The following is a 16,743-nucleotide window of genomic DNA, read 5'->3' as shown; positions in this document are numbered from 1 at the left end:
TCTCTTGTTTTTATAGGTAGGCGAATCCGCTGCCCGGCCGTTCCCGGTGACTGCGAGGGGCCCGGCGGGCAGCGTGTTGTCTGCGTCGGGAGTCAACCCATGCGCAGGATCGGTTTGACGGTCAGGCCGCTCTGGGCGTCGGCAACGGCCTGGTTGATGTCCTCGAAGTCGTAGAAGCGCACCAGCTTGTCGAAGGGGAACCGGCCCTGGCGATACAGCTCCAGCAAGCGCGGAATGAACACCGAGGGAATGCTTTCGCCCTCGATCACCCCGCGAATGGTGCGGCCCTGGGTCATCACCTCGTTGACGTCGAAACTGGCTTCGGTGCCGGCCGGCGGTGCCCCGACGATGGCGCAGGTGCCGCGCGCCCTGAGCGCATCGATGGCCTGGCGCAGCACCGCCGGACGACCGCTGGTTTCCAGGGTGCAGTGGGCACCGCCGGCGGTGATGCGCCGGACCTCGGCCACCGGGTCGACATCCCGGCTGTTGATCACATGGGTGGCGCCCAGCGATCTGGCCAGTTCCAGTCGGCCGGGGGTGATGTCCACGGCAATCAGCGTGGTGGCTCCGGCAATGCGCGCTGCCATCAGGGCGCTGAGGCCGACGGCGCCGGCACCGAATACCGCGAAGGCGGTACCGGCCTTGGGCTGCAGGACGTTGAGCACCGCACCGGCGCCGGTCTGCACGCCACAACCCAATGGCCCCAGCAGTTCCAGCGGCAGGTCCTTGTCGACCTTGACGAGGTTGCGCCGGTTGGCAATCGAGTAGGTGGCGAACGACGACTGGCCGAAGAAATGGTCGTGGATCGCGTGCCCGTGACTGTCTCGGGTCGAGCCGCTGCCGTCGAGCCGGCTGCCGCCGAAATTCAGGGCGAAGGTGTGGGTGCAATAGGTCGCCTCGCCGGTGCTGCAGGGTTCGCAGTGCCCGCAGGAGAGGTAGCTCATCACCACATGATCGCCGACGCTGAAATCCTTCACCTCGGCACCGACCGCTTCGATCACCCCGGAGCCTTCGTGGCCGAGGATCATCGGTAGCGGGCAGGGGAAGTACTGGTCGCGTACGATCAGGTCGGTGTGGCACACCCCGCAGGCGACCACTCGCACCAATACCTCATCGGCACGCGGGGCCTGCAGCTCGATGGCTTCCATCTGGAAGCGACCGCCTTTTTCCCGGATCACCGCCGCCTTGGCGCGGTGCAGGTTTGACTGTGGCTGTTGCATGAACAATCACTCCTCGGTTTCAGAACGGATAGGGACGTGGCGCGTGCTGCACACTGATCCAGTGATCGGTGGTGAAGGCATCGATGATCCAGTCGCCGTTGAAACGACCCAGTCCGCTGTTCTTCACGCCACCGAACATGCTGTTGGGGCTGTCGTTGGCCGGGATGTCATTGATGTGCGCCATGCCTGCCTGGAGCTGTTGGGCAAAGCGCAGGCCACGGCCCTCGTCGCGGGTGAACACTGCGCTGCTCAGGCCGTATTCGGTGTCGTTGGCCATGAACAGGGCATGGGCTTCGCTGTCGGCGCGGATGATCTGCGCAATCGGGCTGAACAGCTCCGCCTGTGCCAGCGCCGAGTCATTGCCGACCGGACCGAACACGTGCGGCGGCAGCACCAGCCCCTGGGGTTCGCCACCGAGCAATTGCGCCAGGCCATCGGCCCGGGCCCGGGCGATATGTCCCAGCGCACCGTCCAGTTGCCGCCGGTTGATCAGCGGGCCGATCACCGTGTCGGCGGCGTCCGGGTCGCCGAACTTCAGGCGCGAGACCCGTTCGACGAACAACGGGACAAAGTCGTTGTAGAGCGAATGATCGACAATGATCCGGTTGGTGCTCATGCAGATCTGGCCCTGGTGCAGGAAGCGCCCGACCACCGCCGCATGTACCGCATGCTCCAGGTCGGCATCGTCGAGGACCACCAGCGGCGCGTTGCCGCCCAGCTCCAGCGCGACATGCTTGAGGGTGCTGGCGGCGGCGATCTGCGCATTGATATGGCGCCCGACATTGTTCGAACCGGTGAAGGAGATGAAGCGCAAGGTCGGGTGCTGGACGAAGGCATCGCCGATCTCGCTGTTCTGCCCGACCACCACGTTCAACAGCCCGGCCGGCAGTCCGGCTTCCTCGTAGATGCGTGCCAGCAGCAGGCCGCCGGTGATCGGGGTTTCCTGCGACGGCTTGACCACCACGGCGTTGCCCAGGGCCAGCGCCGGGGCGATGGAGCGGTGCGACAGGTGCATCGGCCAGTTCCAGGGACTGATGACCCCGATCACCCCGAGCGGCTTGCGGTAGACACGACTTTCCTTGTCGGCGATATCGATCGGCAGGATTCGCCCGACGACACGATTGGGGAAAGTCGCCGCCTCGAGCATACCGTCGCGCACGGCGGCCCATTCCATGTTGGCCTTGGTCCGGGTGCTGCCGCTTTCACGGATCAGCCAGCTGACGATTTCCTCGCGGCGTGTCTGCATGATCTGCACGGCGCGGTGGAACACGGCGCTGCGTTCGGCCGGCAGCGCCCGTGCCCAGAGCGTTTGCGCGGCCTGGGCCGACTGGCAGGCTTGTTCGAGGTCCGCGAGGTTGGCCAGTTGCAGTTCGGCGAGCACTTCGCCGTCGTACGGGTTGACGTCCAGCAGGCACTGGCCGATGCTGCCGGGGCGTTGTTCACCGTCGATGTATTGGCCGGCAAAGCCGGTGTAATGACTGCTACTCATGATCTTCACTCTCTGGAGGGTGGCGGGCGCCAGGCGCCCGTTGGCGTTCTCAGCGGCGTTGCAGGCGCGGGAACAGGCGCAGCGCGTTGCCCCGGGCAATGGCTTCGTGTTCGCTGGCACTCAAGCCTTCGAGGGCGCGGAAGTGGTTGACGTTGGCCTCGACGTTGGCGGCCGGCTGGAACGGAAAGTCCGTGCCGAACAGGATCTGCGACAGCGGTGCCAGGGTGCGCAGGCCGTCGAAGGTCGGCTGGTTGGCGGACATCGCCACGTCGTAGTACAGCCGTTGCAGTTCGGCGATCACCTCGGTCCCCGGCTTGGGTGCCGGTTTCATCGCCGGCATGCCGGACAACAGCGCGATACGCCGGGCAATCGACGGCAGCACACCACCGGCGTGAGGCAGGATCAGGTTCAGTTCCGGGCAGCGCTTGAAGGTGTTGGAAAACACCAGGTCGATCACCGTGCGCGCGGTGTCCACCGGGAATTCGAACAGCGGCGCCGGACGACCCAGGCCGACCGCGTCGAAGCATTGCGGCGAGGTCGGGTGCAGGAATACCGTGGCCTGGCGACGGTTGAGCTCATCGAAGATCGGCGCCAGGTCATCGCTGCCCAGGTACTTGCCGTCGGCATTGGTTTCGATCACCACGCCGTCGAATTTCAGCTCGTCGAAGGCGTAGGCGATTTCTTCCAGGGATTGCGCGACGTGGGGCAGCGGCAGGGTGGCGAAACCGCCGAACCGGCCGGGATGTTGCTGGATCACCGCCGCGGTCTCTTCGTTGATCGCGCGGGCCAGGGCCACGCGTTCGTGCTTTTCCTTGAGAAAACCGACGCTGGGCGACGACACCGACAGGATCATCGTGTCGATGTTGCCGGCGTCCATCACCGCGAGCGCTTTTTGCGGCGACCACTCCGGCACCGGATAACCACCGTCCAGGGTCAGCAGGCCGGCCCCGGTCAGCGCCGCCTTGTAGGTGGGCGACAGGCAATGGGCATGAACATCGATCAGGCCGCAGTGGCAGCGGGCCGTCGAAGCGGTTGGCAGGGACATGGGAACTCCTTGACTCAGTACAGTTGCAATTCGATCGGCAGCCAGTGGTAGCCGCCATCGCGGGCGACCAGGTGACCGTGGCCGGGGAACGGGAAGTGATAGGACAGGACGGCGTGGCGCGCGCGCGCAACTTCCTCGAGGACGCGCATGCGGGTGTGGGCGGCGGCCGCGTTGTCGTAGTCGAACAGGAACCCCCATTGCGGCCGCTGCAACAGCAGCACCTGGTGGTGGCACAGGTCGCCCCACAGCACCAGGGTCTGCTCCTGGCTCTCGATTTTGTAGAGGGTATGGCCCGGGCTGTGGCCGGGGGTGCTGACGGCGGTGATGCCGGGGAGCAGCTCGAAACCGTCACCGATCAGGATGATGCGTTCGCGCTCCACGTACGGCGTGAGGTTCTTGTGCGCGCCGAGGAAGTGATCGCGCATGTGCGGGTTCATCGCTTCGCCCTTGGGCGTGGAGAGAATGCTCAGGTCGGTCCAGTAGTCCAGTTCCCTGGGGTCGATGGCGATCCGTGCATTCGGGTAGAGCAGTTGACCGTCATCGTCGACCAGGCCCCAGCAGTGGTCGGGGTGGGCGTGGGTGAGGGCGACGATGTCGATGTCCGCCGGGTCGATCCCGGCCGCGCGCAGGTTTTTCAGGGCCTGGCCGGTCTGGGCGCCGAAAGTCTTGATGCCGAACTCGGCGTTGACCCCCGAACCGCTGTCGAACAGCACCAGTTGGCTGCCGGTGTTGACGATCAGGATGTTCTGGTTCAGCGACATCCGGTCCTTGGGCAGGAAGTTGTCTTCCAGCAACTGATCGATTTCCTTCGGATCAGCCCCGATGAAAGTCGGATGCGGCGCACCCATGTGCAAGGGGCCGTCGGTAATCACCGTGCACTCGAATTCGCCATGCATGAAACGGGTCCAGCCACCTTGCAGTTGCTGAGTGAATGAAGCGCTCATAGGTCACCTGTCTATTGTTTTTGTAGTGTTGATCGAGGGTGTTGCGCTTCAGCTCCTGATCCAGGCCTTGCCCCAGGAGTTGAGCGAGTATTCGCAGTGCGGCCAGACCCCGGCCTGGCGTTCCGGCCCGGTGATCTCCAGCTCCGAGGAAAACTCCAGGCGGTTGCGGTCGGCATCCACCACCATGAAGAACAGGTTGTTGCCGGGACCGTGGCGGCCGGGGCCGAAGAAGATCGTGATGCGTTCGGCGGCGAAGCGATCGCCCCAGTCGCGAATGTCGTTCCACTCGTTGGTTTCGTAGCAGTGGTGATCCAGTTCGTTCCTGGAACCGCGGAAGAACGCCAGCGAATGGTGCTCGTTGTCCGAGCGCATGAAGCGGGTCATCAGCGCGCCGTTGGCCTCGTCGACCACATCGTCGGACACGGTGAAGCCGAGCTTGTTGATGTAGAAGTCCAGCACCGCTTCCAGTTCGGTGGTCTGGAACACCACATGCTGCAGGCGGCCCGGCATGCCGGGGTGGCTGGCATCGGGAATCCCGCGGCCGACGCCGAACAGCAGTTGCCGGCCCTGGGGGTCGCGAATGCTGAAGGCGTTGTCTTCCAGCAAGGGCGAGCAGGCGTCCTCGGTCTGGCAGTCGCGGGCCTGCAGGTTCACCCGCAGTCGGTCGAGGCTGGCCTGGTCCGCCACGCCGTAGGCCGCGGCGAGAAAACCGTTGCTGTCGGCCGGGCTGATCAGCACGGCGCGCTGTGGCCCGGTCAGTACCCAGGTGCCATCGGCCTGCCGATAGCCCTGCAGGTCAAGCATGCGCTGGTAGAAGTCCACCTGGCGCTGGGGCTCCTTGCTGGAGAGGTGCAGGTACAGCAGGTGCGCAGGGGTTTGGGTCTGCAAGTTATGCATGACGGTCTCCTTAGCGTGAATTTCGCAGTAATGATTCGTCGAGGGGCAGCGCATCGACCAGGGCACTGGCCGGGGTCTGCTGGACGCCCAGCAGGGCGGCGAAACCCTCGGCGATGTCCTGTTCTTCGGCGAGCGGGAAAATCGCCGCGACATACCGGTCGGGCCGCAACAGCAGGAGCTGGCCCGAAGGCTCGTCGAGCAGCGCCTGCAGGGCACCGTCGCTGTCGATCCATACCGGACCGGTGTGTGCCGGATCGGGTTTGCCGCCCTTGGGCAGGACCAGGATTCGCCGGGCTTCCAGGCGCTCCCACAGCGGGTGCCGCAACGCGTCCAGGCGGCTGTCGACGGAGCTGGCGTATTGCAGCAGGGCGAAACCGGTGCCGAGGACTTTGTCCAGCAGCACGCTGTTGCCTGCGGCATCCTCGACCCGGGGTTGCGGGAACATCTGTCCGCAGCTCAACTGCCCGCAACGGCCGTTGCCGATCACCAGGCCTTGGGTGAAGCGCGGCTTGGGCTTGAAACGCATCTGCAGGAAGTAGTCGCGCAGTGGTGGCAGCAGACCGATGACACGGAACGCACCACTGATCAGGTTGGCCCGCCAGACCGTGGACGGCGCCATGACCACGCCCAGGCCCAGGGCCAGCTTGATCAGGGCCCAGGCGTGATCGCGGCGCTCGGTTTCGTAACTGTCCAGCGCGGTGCTGCTGAGCTGGCCCTTGAATACGCCGGCCAGCTTCCAGCCGAGGTTGTGGGCGTCGCGCACACCGCTGTTCATGCCTTGCCCGGCATAGGGCGGGGTCAGGTGCGCGGCGTCGCCGGCGAGGAAGATGCGGCCTTCGCGCCAGCGTTCGGCGACCCGGGCGTGGAAGGTGTACACGGTCTTGCGCACGATGGAGATCGGCTTGTCACCCCGGAAGGGTTTGACCAGTTCCTTGATTCGCGCTTCGTCGAGCATCTCCTCGTCGCTTTCATCGGCCTTGAGCATGAACTCGTAGCGTCGGGTGCGGTGGGGGCCGGGCACGTCCACCGTCGGGCGGCGGGCGTCGCAGTACATCCGGCATTGCCAGAACGGATCGTCATCCTGGTCGGTGTCCACCACCAGCCAGCGCGACTGGAAGCTCGAACCCACCAGATTGATGCCCAGTTGCTTGCGTACCGGACTGCGGCCGCCGTCACAGGCCACCAGGTAGCGGGCCCTGACGATAAGGATGTCGCCGTCGGCGTTGCGCACGCTGGCGGTCACTCCCGTGGCGTCCTGTTCGACATGCAGCAGTTCATGGGCGAAACCGACCCGCAGGTTGTCGAAGCGTTGCATCCCTTCATGCAGGGTCGCCTCGAACAGCGGCTGGCGGAACGCATTGCGCTTGGGAAAGCCATACAAGGTCGAGGTCGGTTCGACCTTGCCGAAGCAGCGGCCGCCTGGACGGGTGTAGTAGTGCACGCCATAGCCGGGCACCACGTCCTTGAGCACGGCCTGGTCCATGCCCACGGCCTGCATGGTGCGCAGCGATTCATCGTCGATCGAGACCGCCCGTGGTTCGCCGACCGTGCTCTGCTTGCGATCGACGATAAACGTCTCCACGCCGGCCTGGCCCAGGTAGTTGGCCAGCGTCAGGCCGGTGGGACCGGCGCCGCTGATCAGCACGCCGGTGTTGATGATATTGGAAGTGGTCATGGTCGATACCGATGCTGTTTAGTCCAACGGCCGGGGACGCCCGGAAAAGGCCTGCATGAGCTGCGAAAGCTGCTGGGCCAGTTGCACGATCTGCTGCCCGTACTCGTCATCGCGCGCGGCGTCGCATTCACTGTCCGGACGCACGCAACTGATGCTGCCGATGGCCTTGCCGTCGCTGTCGAAGATCGGTGCCGCGATGCCGCAGATGCCGCTGTCGACTTCGGCCCGCGAGACGACGTAGCCTTTCTTGCGCAGGCGCTGCATCGAGCGGCGAAACTCTTCCCAGTTCTGCCCCAGGTGGCTGAGCCGGACCTCCGCGTGTTTTTCCAGGTACAGGCGGTTGTGCTGGCGCGAGCCCAGGTTGGCGAGAATGGCCTTGGACGTGGCGCCGAGGAACAGTGGGCGTGGCGTGCCGCGGGTATAGCTGACCTCGCTGGCAATGCTGCCGCTCTGGTGCACGCAGACCACCTGGTCCTTGAACAGCCGGCAGGTCAGCCAGACCTGTGACGGGCTCCACTGGGGGAATTGGCTTTCCAGCTGATTGGCGGCGCGCACCAGCGGATCGCTGACCCGCAGTTGCCGGTCCCAGGTGATGATCCGGGCGCCCAGTGCATACCGGCCGGCCTCGACCTGGAACAGCAGGTCCACTTCGGCCAGCTCCCGCACGTAGCGGTAGATCGTCGAACGGGTGAAGCCCATGGCAGTGCCCAGGTCGTCGACGGTCCATACCGGCTGATGCTCGGTGAACAGGTCCAGCACCTTGAGCATGCGCTCCAGGCTGGAGCCCTTGGCCTCGGCGGTGCTTTCCACCGACTCGGTCGACGCGGGAGAAACAGCGGGGTTGTGGGTGTCGGTCATGATTCAGATCTCGTCCGCGATGGTGTTGCGCAGGATGCCCAGGCCGGAAATCTCCACTTCGACCACATCGCCCGGTTTCATCCACACTGGTGGTTCGCGGAAGGCGCCGACGCCGCCGGTGGTGCCGCTGACGATGACATCACCGGGGGCCAGTTCGGTGAAAGTGCTGCAGTACTCGATGAGTTTGCGCACGTCGAAAATCATGTCGCTGGTGGAGGTGTGCTGCATGACCTGGCCGTTGAGCCGGGTGGTCAGCTCCAGGTCCTGCGGATCGCCGACTTCATCGGCGGTCACCAGCCAGGGGCCGAAACCACCGGTCTGCGGGAAGTTCTTGCCGGGCACGAACTGGATCGTGTGCTTCTGCCAGTCGCGTACGCTGCCGTCGTTGTAGCAGGCGTAGCCGGCCACATGATCGAGGGCGTTTTCGGCCTTTACATGGCGCGCCTTCTTGCCGATGACGATCGCCAGTTCACCTTCGAAGTCCAGCTTGTGCGAGATCCGCGGGCGCAGGATGGCTTGCAGGTGGGCGGTCTGACTGTCGGCGAAGCGGGTGAAGATCATCGGGTAGGTCGGCATTTCCCGGCCGGTTTCGCGCACATGGGTGGCGTAGTTGATGCCGATGCACAGTACCTTGCCGGGGTTGGGGATCACCGGCATGAAGGTGACTTCGGCCAGGGCCAGCCGCGGCAGCGCGGCGATGCGCTCCGGCGTCAGGCCGGCGAGCAGGCCGTGGGTGATCGCGGCCTTCAGGTCATAGCCCAGTTCGGCCTTCAACGATTGCAGGTCCACTACCTGGTCGCCGTCGACAAGGCCGTAGCTGGGGATACCCTGGTTGAGGAAGCTGGCAATTTTCATGGTGGGTCTCCTGGAAGGATCAATAAGTCGGGGTAGGGTGGGAAGCGTTGGCGCGGCGCTGGCCGAGGTGAATCGCCAGCAGCGCGCACAGGGCGATCAGGCTGGGAATCAGTGCCGCCATGAAGACTTGCTGGACGTGCCAGCCGAGGCCGACCATCAGGCCGCCGAGCAAGGGGCCGAGGATCGAGCCGATGCGGCCGATGCCCAGCGCCCAGCCGATACCGGTGGAGCGGATTTCCTGGGGATAGAGTTCGGCGGCCAGGGCGGTGAGCCCGGCCTGCGCACCCTGGATCAGCACGCCCATCAGCAGCAGGAGGGTGAGGAAACTCGCCGCCTGGAGCGGCAGCATCACCAGCAGCAGGACCAGCACCTGATAGACCAGGAATTCGGCGATCAGCACCCGATGGGCGCCCAGCACGTCCATCAGGCGGCCCTGTGCCAGCGAGCCGAGCACGCCACCGAGGCTGAACAGCACGATCGCCTGGATACCGGTGTGGGCGGGCAGCCGGGCGCTGCTCAACACGGTGGGCACCCAGCTCATGATCGAGTAGAGGATCAGCAGGTTCATCGCATAGGGCAGCCACAGCAGCAATGTCCGGCGCCACATGCCGTCTTCGAACAGCCGGCGTGGGGAAATGCGCGGGGCCTTGGTCCGAGGGCGGTCGAACAGCGTGTCCGGCAGCGTTTCCAGGCCCGGCACCAGCCGTGACACGGTCCTTGCCACCTGTTCGCGGTTGGCCGCCGTGCGCGAGAGGAATTCCACCGACTCCGGCAGGCTGCGCCACAACAGGTCGGCGAAGACCAGCGGCAGCAGCGCCCCGCAGATAAACACCGCGCGCCAACCCAGGGCCGGCAGCACGTGTTCGGCAATCAGGCCGGCCGCCATGGCGCCCAGCGGCATGCCGCAGAACACCAGCGTGACCGCGCTACGGGCATGGCGCCGGGGGGTGTATTCGCAGACCAGGGCAATCAGGTTGGGGATGGCGCCGCCCAGGCCGAGGCCGGTCAGAAAACGCACCAGCAACAGTTGTTCGTAACTCTGGGTCAGGGCGGTCAGGAGTGAAAACACGCTGAAGGTGGCGACGCAACCCAGCAGGACTTTCTTGCGTCCGATGCGATCGGCCAGGGGCGCCAGGCTCAAGGCGCCGATCATCAGGCCGAGCAGGGTGCTGGCGAACACCGGGCCGAAACTGGCCGCCGGCAAACCGAGGGATTCGGCCATCGGTCCGACGAGAAAGCCCATGACCTGGGTATCGAAACCGTCGATGGCGGCCAGGATCACGCACAGACCGATCAACTCCAGTTGCAGGCGCCCCATGGGGCGTTGATCGATCACGTCGCTCAGGACGTTTGCTGTTTCAGGCACGGTTGGCATGGCATGGACTCTTCTTTTTGTTTTTTGCGGCCCGTTTTTTCGGCAGGTGGGCCATGGAGTCAATCTATTCCCAATCAAAAATTCTGTAAATAGGGATTTATCAAATATTTCACATTGTGAGATTTAAGTGATTTTTGCGAAAAGCTGCCAAGGCGGGTCAAGGTGATCAGGTCGCGGGCGGGGCAGCAGGAAAGAAGGGCAGAAAGCAGGAGGGCGGGAAACGGGCGGGGACGGGGGCATTCACCGTTACGGCTGGGGAGAGTCCGCATAGGTGAATGCCCCGGATCACTCAGGGAAGGGGCGGATGCCCCGGGTCAGGCCGGCGATACCGCCTGTGGCGCGGCGCTCCAGGCCGGGTAATCGGTGTAGCCACGCTCGGTGCCGCCGAACAGCGAGCCGCCATCGAAGTCCGCCAGCGGCAGGTCTTCGGCGAGGCGGTGCGGCAGGTCGGGGTTGGCGACGAAGGGGCGACCGAAGGCAACCAGGTCGGCATAACCCTTGGCGAGCACCCACTCGGCGCGGGTCTTGTCGTACTTGCCGGCAACGATGATCGTATTGTGGAAATGCCGGCGGATATCCTGGCGGAACTGTTCGGTGAATTGCGGGGCGTCGTCCCAGTCCGCTTCCACCAGGTGCAGGTAGGCGATGTTCCTGGCCTGGAGGTACTCGGTGGCCTCGAGGATGGTCGGCAGGATATCCGGGCAGTCCATGCCGCGTGCGGTCAGGAACGGGGCCAGGCGGATCGCGGTACGCTCGGCACCGACCTCGTCGGCGATCGCACCGATCACTTCCTTGAGGAAGCGCAGGCGGTTTTCCCGGGAGCCGCCGTATTCGTCGGTGCGCACATTGGAGGTGGTGCGCAGGAACTGGTCGATCAGATAGCCGTTGGCACCGTGCACTTCCACACCATCGAAGCCGGCGTCGATGGCATTGCGCGCGGCCTGGCGGAAGTCGTTGACGATGGCCTTGATCTCGTCATGGGCCAGCGCCCGGGGTGTCGGGCTCGGCACCATGGCGCCGATACCGGTGGCCGGATCGACCTTCCAGATCGAGCCGTCGAACGGCACTGCGGAGGGCGCGACTGGCAACTCGCCGTTATGGAAGTCCGGGTGGGACATCCGGCCGACGTGCCAGAGCTGCAGGAAGATCCGCCCATGGGCGTCGTGCACGGCCTTGGTCACCAGCTTCCAGCCGGCGATCTGCTCCGTGCTGTAGATTCCCGGCGTGAACGAATAGCCCTTGCCTTGCGGGGTGATCTGCGTGGCTTCGCTGACGATCAGCGCGGCCGAGGCGCGTTGGGCGTAGTAGCGGGCATTGAGGGCGTTGGGGATATCGCCGGGCTGGGTGCTGCGTGCGCGGGTCATCGGTGCCATGACGATGCGATGGGTTACTTCGTGACGGCCGAATCGGGTAGGGCTGAACAGCTTTGATGTCGTCGACATTTTCGTCTCCAGGGTCAGGTGGGATAAGGGATCAGTTTCCGAGCGATACACAAGGTGCGGCGGCCTTCGGTTGCGCCGCCAACCGCGCTTCTTGCGACCAGATGAAGAGCAGGCCCAGCACCGGGATGATGGCCGCGGCAAATGGGATCGCGGCGGCACCGAGGTGGCTGTCGATCACCGCGCCGCCGATGAAGCCGCCCAGGGCGTTGGCGATGTTGAAGGCCGAGATATTCGCGGTGGCCGCCAGTTCGGGCGCTTTCGAGCCGTATTTCATGACCCGCATCTGCATGGGCGGCAGGTTGGCGAAGGTGGTCACGCCGTAGATGAACGCCGCGACCAGGAACAGCCATTTGTAGTGGGCGAGGAAACCCACCAGGATCAGCGCGGCGATCATCGCCAGTGGCCAGAGGCTTAGCGAGCGGCGCAGGTTGGCATCCGCGGTCCGGCCACCGATGCTGTTGCCGACCACCAGGCCGGCGCCCACCACGACCAGGACCCAGGTGATCGCACTGCGGTCGAAGCCGGCGATCTGCTCGGCCACCGGCGCGATGTAGCCGTACAGCGTCATGAAACCGACCCAGCCGAGCACGGTGAAGGTCAGGCTGGCCAGAAGATTGCGATCACGGAACACCGAGAGCTGGGTCAGCATCGAGGCCGGTTTGTTTTCCGGGCTGCGGGCAATGGTGACGGCAATCATCAGCATGGCGACGACACCCATGACCGCCACGACGAGAAAGGCGGTGTGCCAGTCGAAGGCATTGCCGATCCAGGCGCCGGCCGGCACGCCCAGGACGTTGGCCAGTGTCAAGCCACCAAACATCTGGCCCACCGCGCGCCCGGCCATGTTATCGGCGACCATGCGCGTCGCCACGACCGCCCCGATACCGTAGAACGGGCCCTGGGTCAGGCCGGCCACCACCCGGCTGATCAGGAGCATGGTGTAGTCGGTGCTGAAGGCGGCAATCAGGTTGCCGGCGACAAACAGGCCCAGGAGCACGATCAGCACGTTGCGTTTTTCGAAGCGCGCCAGCCACAACGTCAGCAGGGGACCGCCGATCACGATGGCCAGGGCATAGGCGGTGATCAGGTTGCCCGCTTGCCCGGTGCTGATCTTCAGGCTGTCGGCGACCTGGGGCAGGATGCCGGCGATGAGGAATTCGGCGGTGCCGATGGCAAAGGCGGAAAGGGTCAGGATCCAGATCTGGATCGGCATTCTCGAGGTCAGTGACATGAGGGGGTCTTCCTGCGCACAAATCAGTGGGTTGTCGGCGTAGTCCCGCCGGTTGATGTGGCGAAGATAGACATTGCGGACCCGGTTGATAATTGCTTAGGATTCGAAATTATATTTCGGAGTTTCCGAAGAATGACCCTGGATAACCTGGCGCTGTTCCTGATGATCGTCGAGAAGGGCGGCCTTTCTGCTGCGGGGCGCGAGCTGGGGTTGTCGCCTGCCTCGGTGTCCGAACGGCTGGCGGTACTGGAAAGCTATTACGGCGCGAGCCTGCTTACCCGCACGACTCGCTCCATCAGCCTGACCGACGAGGGCCGTTTGCTGGCCGATGGCGCCCGTCGCCTGCTGGCCGAGGCCGAGGAACTGGAAAGCAGCATCCGCCTGGGGGCGCAAAAAATTTCCGGGTTGATTCGCCTCACGGCCCCGGTCGATCTGGGGCAGGCGCAGATCGTGCCGATCCTCGACCGTTTCCTGGCCGAACATCCGTCCGTGACGATCGACCTCAACCTCACCGATGGTTTTGTCGACCTGGTCGGCCAGGGGATCGATTTCGCCGTTCGTTACGGCACCCTGGCCGATAGCACGTTGCGCTCAAAGCCGATCGGCGAGAACCGTCGCGTGGTCTGCGCGGCGCCCCGTTATCTTGAACTCAATGGCACGCCGCAACATCCGGACGATTTGGTGCGGCATGACTGCCTCGTCATGCGCTTTGGCAGCAATATCGATCGGATCTGGACCTTCCGGGTGGGCGACGAAAGTTATCGCGTGGCGGTGAAGGGGAGGCGGGTGGCCAATAACGGTGGCCTGATCAGGCAGTGGTGCCTGGACGGTCACGGCATCTGCAACAAATCGGTCTGGGACGTCCAGGCCGACATCGCTGCCGGACGGCTGGTGGAAGTGCTCCCGGGCTATTCGCCCGGCCAGACGGCGCTGCAGATTGTCTATCCACCGGTGCGTGTCCTGCCGCGCCGTGTCCGTGCCCTGATTGACACCATCAGTGCGCAGCTGGCGCTGGAGGCGGGGGGCTGAGCGGCTCGAGGCAACGGTCGGCCAGCAAGGCCGCCGCCGCCGCCGGTGTCGATTCGAGCATCGCCAGCGCCGCCCGCAGTGTCGCTGGCAATGCCTTCACCGGCCGGCGGGTCGTGCTGTCCACATACACATGCACGAAATGCCCTTGCGCCACGGCAACGTCATGGTCGTCGCGAAAGACCGCCAGCTCGTAGCGCACGCTGCTGGTGCCGACATGGCCGACCCGCAAGCCGATCTCCAGCACCTGGGGAAACTGCGCCGAGGCGAAGTAGCGGCACTGGCTTTCCACCACCAGGCCAATGGTAGTAGCGCCGGCTTGCAGGGGCTGCAATGCGCCATGCTCCATCAGCCAGGTGTTCACCACGGTATCGAAACAGGCGTAATACACCACGTTGTTGATATGCCCGTAGCTGTCGTTGTCCGCCCAGCGTGTCGGCATCGTGCGCAGCACGGGAAACCGGTCACGGGGTTGCGCTGCCTGCCGCTGGGTCACAGGGCCTCCTGGTAGATCGCCAGGGCGGCGTCGTAGGTCATCTCGCGCGGGTTGTTGACCAGCAGGCGGGTCTGTTTCATGGCGTCCCCGGCCAGTTTCGGCAGATCGTCGGCCCCAATGCCCACATCGGCCAGACGGGTTGGCAGGCCCAGTTGCAAGGGCAGGCGGGTCATGGTCCGCAGCAAGGCATCGGCCAGTTCGTCAATGTCGCCATGGGCGTCCGGTACCACCGCCCTGGCCAGTTGCGCATACAGCGGCCGGGCTTCGGTCAGGTTAAAGGCCATCACGCCGGGCAGCAGCAGGGAATTCGACAGGCCATGGGGTACATGGAACAACGCCCCGACGGGATAGGCGAGGGCATGGACGGCTGCTACCGGGGCATTGGCGAACGCCATGCCGGCCAGGCAGGCGCCGAGCAGCATGGCTTCGCGAGCGGCAACATCCTGTCCCTGTTCGCAGGCCCGGACAATGTTGGCACTCAGGAGCCGCAGGGCATCCAGGGCCAGGCAATCGGAAATCGGGTTCTTCAGCCGTCGGCTGGTATAGGCCTCGATGGCGTGGACCATCGCGTCAATCCCGGTCGCCGCCGTGACCGGCTGGGGCAGGCCCAGGGTCAGCAGGGCGTCGAGCAGGGCGCAGTCCGGCAGCAGCAGGGGCGACACTACGCCTTTCTTTTGACCGCTGGCGGTGGTGACGATGGCCACGGGAGTGACTTCGGAACCGGTGCCGGCGGTGGTCGGAATCAGGATCAAGGGCAGGCGCTGGCCGCTTGCCAGGCCGACGCCATAGAGGGTGTCCAGTGGCTGCCCGTCCCGAGCCAGCAGGGCGGCGAGCTTGGCGACGTCCATGGGGCTGCCGCCGCCGATGCCGATCACGCCATCGGCACCTGCTGCTCGTGCTGCCGCGGCGGCGGCTTCGACCATGGCCGCCGTCGGGTCGGCCGTGACTTCGGTGAACAGGGTCACGGCGATATCACTGGCCTGCAGGCTGGCCAGTGCGGCGTCCAGCAGGCCCAGGCGCTTGACCCCGGCGTCGGACACCAGCAGCACCGAGTGCATGGCGTGCTGGCGGGCGATTTCGCCGAGGCGCTGGGCCGCGCCGGCTTCGACCAGCAGGGACTTGACGGTCTGGAAACTGAAACTGTTGAACATGGGCAGGTTCTCGCATGTCGTGGGGAATGCCCGGCCGCGAAGACAGGCGGTAGCCAGGGCTGTCCGGCGATTATCGACGTCGGTTACCGTAGGCAGTAGCCGGCAATTCCACTGAGTGGGATTGGTTGGAGCGCGTTGCGTCTGCTATCTGTAACCGTTGTGTGTTTGCCATTATTTCTACCCAGGAGTCTCCCGATGCCGAGAAAACCCACCGAGTCGCGCAGTTCGCCCTCCAACCGCTCGGTCGAACGCGCGCTGCTGATCCTGCGGGCCTTCCGTCCCGGCGTGGCGGCGCTGGGCAATGCCGAACTGGTGGAGTTGACCGGCCTGCCGCGCTCGACCATCAGTCGCCTGACCCAGACGCTGGTGGAAAACGGCTTCCTGCAATACGAATTGCAGCGTGGCACCTATCGCCTCGGTCCGCCGTTGTTGAGCCTGGCCCATGCCCTGCGCCTGGAATCGGAGATCCTCAAGCTGGCGCAGCCGCTGATGCGCGAGATTGCCGAGGGCCACAAGATCAATGTCGGCCTGGCCGTCGCCGACCAGACGGATATGGTCTATCTGGAGTCCGTGCGCAAGAACCGCAGCGGCTTGTTCCGCCACGTCACCAGCGGCTCGCGGGTGCCCATCGAAATCACGTCGTTGGGGCAGGCCTATCTGTCGACATTGTCCGGGCCGGTGCTGGAAGTGCTCCTGGATCGACTCAAGCCCCGGCATCCGAAGAACTGGAAGCAGGTGCGTGCCGCGATAGCCAACGCGCGCAAGGCCGTGCACAACTGGGGTGTCTGCCAGGCATCATGGCAGGCCGGCATCACCTCCATCGCCTTGCCCCTGGATCTTGAGGACCAACCCCCCTATGTCTTCAACATCAGCTTCGCCAGCCAGGACTTCACCGCCGGGCAAATCGAAAGCGAACTGACCCCGTTGCTTGAAGGCCTGTTGCAAAAAATCCGTGAGCAACTGGCGCAGGTGCGCTCGCTGGAGGACCTGTCGTAGAGAGTTGGCGCCCCAGGGCGACGGTGCGTGACGCTGACGTTTC

Annotated in this window: 15 protein-coding genes; 2 read left to right on the top strand and 13 right to left on the bottom strand. The window is 64.9% G+C overall.

Annotation, left to right across the window (positions count from 1 at the left end; translation table 11 throughout):
• Positions 1–92: 92 nt before the first annotated feature.
• The 11 genes from ACL9RJ_RS15050 to ACL9RJ_RS15000 all read right to left on the bottom strand — a co-directional run bounded on the left by ACL9RJ_RS15050 (position 93) and on the right by ACL9RJ_RS15000 (position 13,031).
• Complete coding sequence (locus ACL9RJ_RS15050; RefSeq protein WP_017128806.1) at positions 93–1,220, bottom strand: NAD(P)-dependent alcohol dehydrogenase; 1,128 nt, start codon at positions 1,218–1,220, stop codon at positions 93–95.
• A gap of 19 nt (positions 1,221–1,239) precedes the next feature.
• Positions 1,240–2,709, bottom strand: a complete 1,470-nt coding sequence (locus ACL9RJ_RS15045; RefSeq protein WP_422765414.1) for an aldehyde dehydrogenase family protein — start codon at positions 2,707–2,709, stop codon at positions 1,240–1,242.
• Between the two features lie 49 nt (positions 2,710–2,758).
• On the bottom strand, positions 2,759–3,754 hold the full coding sequence (locus tag ACL9RJ_RS15040) for an amidohydrolase family protein (RefSeq protein WP_017128808.1): 996 nt from the start codon (positions 3,752–3,754) through the stop codon (positions 2,759–2,761).
• A 14-nt stretch (positions 3,755–3,768) separates the two neighbouring features.
• A complete protein-coding gene (locus ACL9RJ_RS15035; protein ID WP_422765413.1) occupies positions 3,769–4,698 on the bottom strand; it encodes an MBL fold metallo-hydrolase in 930 nt (309 codons plus the stop codon).
• 48 nt (positions 4,699–4,746) lie between these two features.
• On the bottom strand, positions 4,747–5,595 hold the full coding sequence (locus ACL9RJ_RS15030; RefSeq protein WP_103032870.1) for a VOC family protein: 849 nt from the start codon (positions 5,593–5,595) through the stop codon (positions 4,747–4,749).
• A 10-nt stretch (positions 5,596–5,605) separates the two neighbouring features.
• Complete coding sequence (locus ACL9RJ_RS15025) at positions 5,606–7,270, bottom strand: bifunctional 3-(3-hydroxy-phenyl)propionate/3-hydroxycinnamic acid hydroxylase (protein ID WP_177107124.1); 1,665 nt, start codon at positions 7,268–7,270, stop codon at positions 5,606–5,608.
• Between the two features lie 18 nt (positions 7,271–7,288).
• A complete protein-coding gene (locus ACL9RJ_RS15020; RefSeq protein ID WP_177107123.1) occupies positions 7,289–8,128 on the bottom strand; it encodes an IclR family transcriptional regulator in 840 nt (279 codons plus the stop codon).
• A 3-nt stretch (positions 8,129–8,131) separates the two neighbouring features.
• Entirely contained in the window at positions 8,132–8,983 is an 852-nt protein-coding gene (locus ACL9RJ_RS15015) for a fumarylacetoacetate hydrolase family protein (RefSeq protein WP_017128814.1), read from the bottom strand.
• A 19-nt stretch (positions 8,984–9,002) separates the two neighbouring features.
• Complete coding sequence (locus ACL9RJ_RS15010) at positions 9,003–10,358, bottom strand: MFS transporter (protein ID WP_422765412.1); 1,356 nt, start codon at positions 10,356–10,358, stop codon at positions 9,003–9,005.
• 314 nt (positions 10,359–10,672) lie between these two features.
• The gene (locus tag ACL9RJ_RS15005; RefSeq protein WP_422765411.1) at positions 10,673–11,800 is read right to left on the bottom strand and encodes an alkene reductase; all 1,128 of its coding nucleotides are present in this window, start codon (positions 11,798–11,800) and stop codon (positions 10,673–10,675) included.
• A 31-nt stretch (positions 11,801–11,831) separates the two neighbouring features.
• Positions 11,832–13,031 (bottom strand): MFS transporter, encoded by a 1,200-nt coding sequence (locus ACL9RJ_RS15000; RefSeq protein ID WP_177127681.1) that lies wholly within the window; start codon positions 13,029–13,031, stop codon positions 11,832–11,834.
• A 132-nt stretch (positions 13,032–13,163) separates the two neighbouring features.
• On the opposite strand from ACL9RJ_RS15000, the gene ACL9RJ_RS14995 reads away from it, so the two are divergent.
• Positions 13,164–14,060 (top strand): LysR family transcriptional regulator, encoded by an 897-nt coding sequence (locus ACL9RJ_RS14995; RefSeq protein WP_422765410.1) that lies wholly within the window; start codon positions 13,164–13,166, stop codon positions 14,058–14,060.
• On the opposite strand, the gene ACL9RJ_RS14990 is transcribed toward ACL9RJ_RS14995, so the two are convergent.
• Both ACL9RJ_RS14990 and ACL9RJ_RS14985 read right to left on the bottom strand, forming a co-directional pair.
• Positions 14,026–14,553 (bottom strand): acyl-CoA thioesterase, encoded by a 528-nt coding sequence (locus ACL9RJ_RS14990; protein ID WP_422765409.1) that lies wholly within the window; start codon positions 14,551–14,553, stop codon positions 14,026–14,028. The two genes, ACL9RJ_RS14995 and ACL9RJ_RS14990, sit on opposite strands and share 35 nt — an antisense overlap.
• Positions 14,550–15,704 carry an iron-containing alcohol dehydrogenase gene (locus ACL9RJ_RS14985; RefSeq protein WP_422765408.1) on the bottom strand — a complete coding sequence of 385 codons (1,155 nt, stop codon included), beginning with the start codon at positions 15,702–15,704 and terminating at the stop codon, positions 14,550–14,552. Before ACL9RJ_RS14985 ends, ACL9RJ_RS14990 begins: the two co-directional genes overlap by 4 nt.
• A gap of 195 nt (positions 15,705–15,899) precedes the next feature.
• On the opposite strand from ACL9RJ_RS14985, the gene ACL9RJ_RS14980 reads away from it, so the two are divergent.
• Positions 15,900–16,700, top strand: a complete 801-nt coding sequence (locus ACL9RJ_RS14980) for an IclR family transcriptional regulator (RefSeq protein WP_422765407.1) — start codon at positions 15,900–15,902, stop codon at positions 16,698–16,700.
• Positions 16,701–16,743: the final 43 nt, after the last annotated feature.

The organism is Pseudomonas sp. Mn2068 (genome assembly GCF_049319725.1).
In the GTDB taxonomy this organism is placed as follows: Bacteria; Pseudomonadota; Gammaproteobacteria; order Pseudomonadales; family Pseudomonadaceae; genus Aquipseudomonas; species Aquipseudomonas gingeri.
This window is presented reverse-complemented; position numbering and strand designations above follow the sequence as displayed.